This window comes from Paraburkholderia sp. BR14374 (genome assembly GCF_040948685.1).
Lineage (GTDB): Bacteria > Pseudomonadota > Gammaproteobacteria > Burkholderiales > Burkholderiaceae > Paraburkholderia > Paraburkholderia youngii.
The window spans coordinates 1-4963 of record NZ_JBFPKF010000071.1 but is presented as its reverse complement, the minus strand read 5'-3'; the positions used below and the strand labels follow the sequence as shown (position 1 = coordinate 4963).

At 53.0% G+C, this 4963-nt stretch carries 3 protein-coding genes; all 3 read right to left on the bottom strand.

All coding sequences use genetic code 11. The features are described from left to right. Positions 1 to 231: 231 nt before the first annotated feature. Complete coding sequence (locus AB3X86_RS37770) at positions 232 to 627, bottom strand: TIR domain-containing protein (RefSeq protein ID WP_368587850.1); 396 nt, start codon at positions 625 to 627, stop codon at positions 232 to 234. Positions 628 to 760: 133 nt separating this feature from the next. Next, positions 761 to 1144 (bottom strand): cyclic nucleotide-binding domain-containing protein, encoded by a 384-nt coding sequence (locus AB3X86_RS37765; RefSeq protein WP_368587848.1) that lies wholly within the window; start codon positions 1142 to 1144, stop codon positions 761 to 763. A 1511-nt stretch (positions 1145 to 2655) separates the two neighbouring features. Continuing rightward, positions 2656 to 3588: a ribosome-inactivating family protein gene (locus AB3X86_RS37760; protein ID WP_368599848.1), complete on the bottom strand. Its 933-nt coding sequence runs from the start codon at positions 3586 to 3588 to the stop codon at positions 2656 to 2658. Between the last annotated feature and the right edge of the window lie 1375 nt (positions 3589 to 4963).

The following is a 4963-nucleotide window of genomic DNA, read 5'->3' as shown; positions in this document are numbered from 1 at the left end:
CTGGAAGACCGCACGCCGGATGAGGCATACTTCGCGACACTGCCTGCGATCAAATCGGCAGCATGAACGCCCCGGTGGTTCCACTTAAAAATCTCGGGACCCTGCCCGAACAAGCGGCGCCACCTCTCAGAGCCATTGATATTCCCCACTTGTTTGCCCCCAAGGTAAGTCGAATACTAAGTTGGCCATGGCACGACCCACCTTCGGCTTCGAGATCGATTTCGGGAATATTTAGGAAATCGTTCCAAGGCTGATGATGTGCTTGCGAAGCGCAGTCGCAGCCGGGCCAAACTTCGCCTCTGTATCGTTCTTTTCGCCGTAGACGTAGCGGATCGTCGTCACGCCGGCCATGTCGCTCGGAAGCTGGACGCCCTCGCCGCGCGGTTCCATCAAGATTGCGCGCTTGCGGCTGAGGCGTCCCATGAATAGGCCAAGCTCGAAACCGACGTTATCGCGCGGGCGCCGACCATTCAGTGACGCGGGCATTGGTGACGTCGTCGCCATGTGCGATCGCCACCGCGAAATCGCACTGAACCAGCTCACGTTCGATATCGTCGCGCGTATGGTTTGCGACCTCGAACACCCCTGGTTCCATGGCACGGTCAGGAACTTGTCGTGTGCGAACATGGATTGCAGCAGGTGCGAGACGTCAAGCGCCTCAGCGCTCGAAATCACGAAAACGCGGATTTTGTCGCACTTCGCGTTTACGATCTGGTTGCGCCCCGATCAGGCGTTTCCAGAGTTCTTTTGCCATCCGGCGTCAGAGGTCTGCATAGCGGCTGCCGAGCTCGCTCAGTTGCTGTTCCGTGATTTTCGCGGCAAGGGAATCCTCTGCCTCACGAACCGTCACAGACCATTTCTGGATCGGCTCAACGGCTGCCATCTCTCCGACCGAATCGCCGGGGAACCCCCGGCGGATCGGCGTGGGGTTGACGACGATGTCGAACGCGCCGGTGATGATGAAATACACGTCGTTGTCGGTGGCGTCCTGCTGGATGATAACGTCGCAAGTCTTGACCTGAATCAGTTCGGCCATGTCGGCCAGCTCCGCGGCCAGATCTTTGTCGCCGCCGACGAGCTTCTGGCCCGTGAACGCTTCAACACGCAGGCGTTTGCCCGTTTCCCCAGAAAATCTCTCAATCATTCTTGCTCTCTCCGTGCCGCCTTTGGGAAACAAGCAGCAGCGATATTCTGATGGAGGACAGGCTACAATTCGGTGCCGGCAGCGCCGTCCGTGGGGTGTCTGCGAACGTGAGAAAGCGGGGTCCGGTCGCAGGTCATCTATCCGGTTATTTCGAGATCGAGTTCGTGCCGCATTGTGGTGGTGGCAAGGTCGACAGCGAGCTCGTGCACACGCTTGTGATGACTGATATCGCGACGGGATGGACCGAATGCCTGGTCAGGCCGTGTCGCAGAGGCGCATTCGTTCTGGAGCATATTAGGCAGGTCCGCGGTGCATTGCCGTTTCCCCTGCGCGGTCTAGATTGCGACAACAATAGCGCCTTCATGAACGAGACGGTGTGCTACTTCTGCAAACCGACGGATATCGAGCTTACTCGGTCGCGTGCATACAAGAAGAACTACGAGGCGTGGGTCTAGCAGAAGAATGGCGCTATCGTTCACCGCTTGGTCGGCTACGGAAGGCGCCAAGGTCTGGAGGGCCACGGAAATCCTTGCCCCCTTTAGCAGGTCTCGCCGCTCTACATCAACTTCTTCCAGGCGTCGTTCAAGCTGAAATCCAAAACCCGTCACTGCGCGAAGGTGCCAACGTTCTTTTGGGGCTACATGGGGCCGCCAAGGCGACGGCAGTCTCGCTTGATCCTTATGGGTATGTGGCGCGCTCCGTCGCAGCCACCGAATCGAAGAAACGGAGGCACTCGGCTGCTGCGATCGGGATGAAGTTGAGGCTGGCCTCACGCGGCCATGGTAAGTACTGGTCGCGTGACACCTAACCGCTAATGGGTGCGGGTAATTGCAAGGGTGAGGCATCGCTTACAGATACGTAGCGCCTCGACCTCGCGCAGGCTCAGATTGAAGCGGTGATACAGCGTACCGCGGAGCCGGTCACCGCGGCCGGGAAGCGCAACCTTGGAAGACGATTGACTCTTCTTCATCCTGCCGATCTAATGGACTCGACCTTCAATTTGACAAAGTCCGCGCCGGGCGATCCAAGGTGCGGCATTACCGGTCTGATGCCGTGCGCTACTATGGTTTTCCAAAATTCGACTAAATGGGCTTCGAATAGGTCCCACGCGCTGCATATGTCACTTGACCCTCGATTCGATTGCGTGAGCGTGCCTGGCGATATCCAGCATAGGTTGACGAATACTTGCGTCGCACGACCATTCCCCCCATTGAAACGGGAGGAAGATTGAGAGCCTGCGAGGCCAATCTCACACTCCCCACCCTGAAGATCTACTTTGGGACTAGAAAATACCCCTCATGATAATATCCCCCGCCAAATACCAAACCAGATGGCAACATCACACCTGCCATCGAAATACAAAGAACATATTTTTTGGCCCACATTTCGCACATCCTAGTAAAAATTCAAAATTAACTGCCCATTAAAAATCACCACGCAAAAGCCAGACAGGCGCCCCCATCCACCGAATTCAAACAAATCGCGACTACGTAAGAACACGCGAAAGACAATCAGAATCCCATATTACACCGCCCGATATTACCCTGAACACAATCGTTATATGGAAGGGATGGAGTCTTTGATGCGATCTTCTTGCCCGTGCAGGTCGTCATTCCGAAAACGTCTCTGACGTCTGTTAGTAAGATCGGGGCCACGCCATGCGTAGCAATTTTTATTGCGCCGTACTGAACCTTACGTATCTCATCGCTTAGCCGATCCCACCGCGTAGTTCTATTTGAATCTTCGAGACTCAATCGATATGGAGTGAAAGCATCATCGCCTAATGCAGTCGATGCAAAATTCCCTTGGATACTACGAAACCTTACCGCCTCTGATAGCACTGTTGCGTACGATAGCAAGGCCCTTGCCTCCGCTCCGTTTATCGTACTGGTCGAAGAAACATGATTCATTAGGTTCCTATACCCCTTCATCAGTGAATATCTATCGATTGACAAATCTGTTCTATCCGCGCTTACTCCGGCACTCCTTGCCAACGAGAGATAGCTAGAATCTCCTGTCATATTCACCGTGAAATCTACCAAACGCCGTGGCGCATTCACCTGTACTCTTCCGCTGTCTGCATCCGAAAAATCAGAAAATCGGTAAAATATACGCGCAACGATAAACCCTGTCAGGTACAAATCGGATGGGTTCATCACAAACCTAACATCTGTATTTGAGGATGGGTCATTGGGACCAACTCCAATTATTTCAATGGTAATCCCCTCTACAATATTTGACGCATCGGGCCTTAATTGATACAAAATTTTATTGCCAGGGATATTCGCGAGCGACATCGCATCGCCCATTGCAGCTCTAATTGCACCCAACGATTGAACATATTTTTGCGGGGAACTAAAATCGACCCTGAATTCGGCAGCATATAAAAATGAACAGGTCGAAAAACACCACGAAATTAAAATGGCCTTCATGAATTTTTTCATCAAAACTCCACCGTTATATCGCGTCATCTCAAAACGAAATTTGCAATCCTGATGGCCCCTTGCTTATTAAGCGAAGTTGCCACATATTAAGCACAATCAATTTTATCCAAAAATCGCATAAATGCACTCAAAACTGAAGCGGCCTTTTTCACATAGCGACGCCAATTATCAATTTTGCGCAAATACAGGGGCACGCCGACATTCGATGAGCCTAGCAGCTGGATTACTTACGCATAGCCCCACTCCCACAAGATTAGCCTAACCACATACTCAATTGCTAAATCTATGCCAACAAGCCAACGCCAATAGCAAGTAGAAGCTCGAAAGCCCTTAAAGCCCATTCACCGATAGCATCAACAGACAAACCGGACAAACCGGACAATTCCGACAATTTGTGTCGCTACCGATAGGGGGCGCCGGGAATTCAGACAGTGGTGCAAGTGGAACGACTGGTCCCGTCTGCTGCTATCGTTCGGCAGCGAAAGCAGACAAACCTTTTGAGCGGGGCCACAACGACATGTTCAAAAAATCTATGAAAGAATCAGAGACTCGACATCGGTTCCACTCCGGTCGGCGGCCTTTTTATTGGCTTTGACGTGATCGCGGGACTTGCAGCTCTGGCATTCTGAGGAGCTTCATGGATGTGACTCTGACTGCGATTCCTCGCTGCGTCCTAACGTAGCGTTCCTTGTGTTCGCTGAGTTCCTCTATCGGTACTTTCACAGCGAAGAGAACAAAGAGCTCTGTTGGCTAAAAACGCGGGAAACCTTCCATTTTTGTCGAGTCGAACTCGAACACTCTGATCTTGGGCTTGTCGACGCTGGAATGCGTGGTTCGGCATGAGAGAAAGGACCGGCGACAATAACCACCGCTATGTGGAAGAGTCAGGCACAGTAGAGACCGCCGGAAAGTGGCGCGGTGCCTTGAAACCGGCAAAGCGGCCTTATAGATATGTAACGTCGGCGGTCTCGGAAACAGGAAACGATCCAATAAAATTGGTCGATCGAATTCGTTAGTGGTTAATAAGGTGGCGCAGTCTAACGAATTTGTAAACCGGTGCAGCCGTACTCGTCACCAATGGCAACCGTCGAACTTGAACCGCAGGTGCTCGCCAGCCGCCTCGGCGTGGCATTTTCTCTGCCTTCCAGAACCGCGAGATCGATTGCATGATCACGATTACGGCGCTGCAAGCGTATTTGTGCCTCGAGCCGCGCGCAGGCGACGCGCGCATCCTCAAACCTTCGCGATGGTGAGCCGCCCCGGGTTTTCCGGAGACCGTTTTGCTTGCGTCATGCCACAGTGACAGACTCAGCGAGATTTGCATAGTAAGCGGCTTCTGCCTCGGCAGGTGGAATGTTGCCGATGGGGCCGAAGA

What these genes read in the sequence shown, in the direction of transcription:
- AB3X86_RS37765 (WP_368587848.1), bottom strand. Translation starts at nt 1,144, where the DNA reads ATGATTGAGAGATTTTCTGGGGAAACGGGCAAACGCCTGCGTGTTGAA.
- AB3X86_RS37760 (WP_368599848.1), bottom strand. Translation starts at nt 3,588, where the DNA reads ATGAAAAAATTCATGAAGGCCATTTTAATTTCGTGGTGTTTTTCGACC.
- AB3X86_RS37770 (WP_368587850.1), bottom strand. Translation starts at nt 627, where the DNA reads ATGTTCGCACACGACAAGTTCCTGACCGTGCCATGGAACCAGGGGTGT.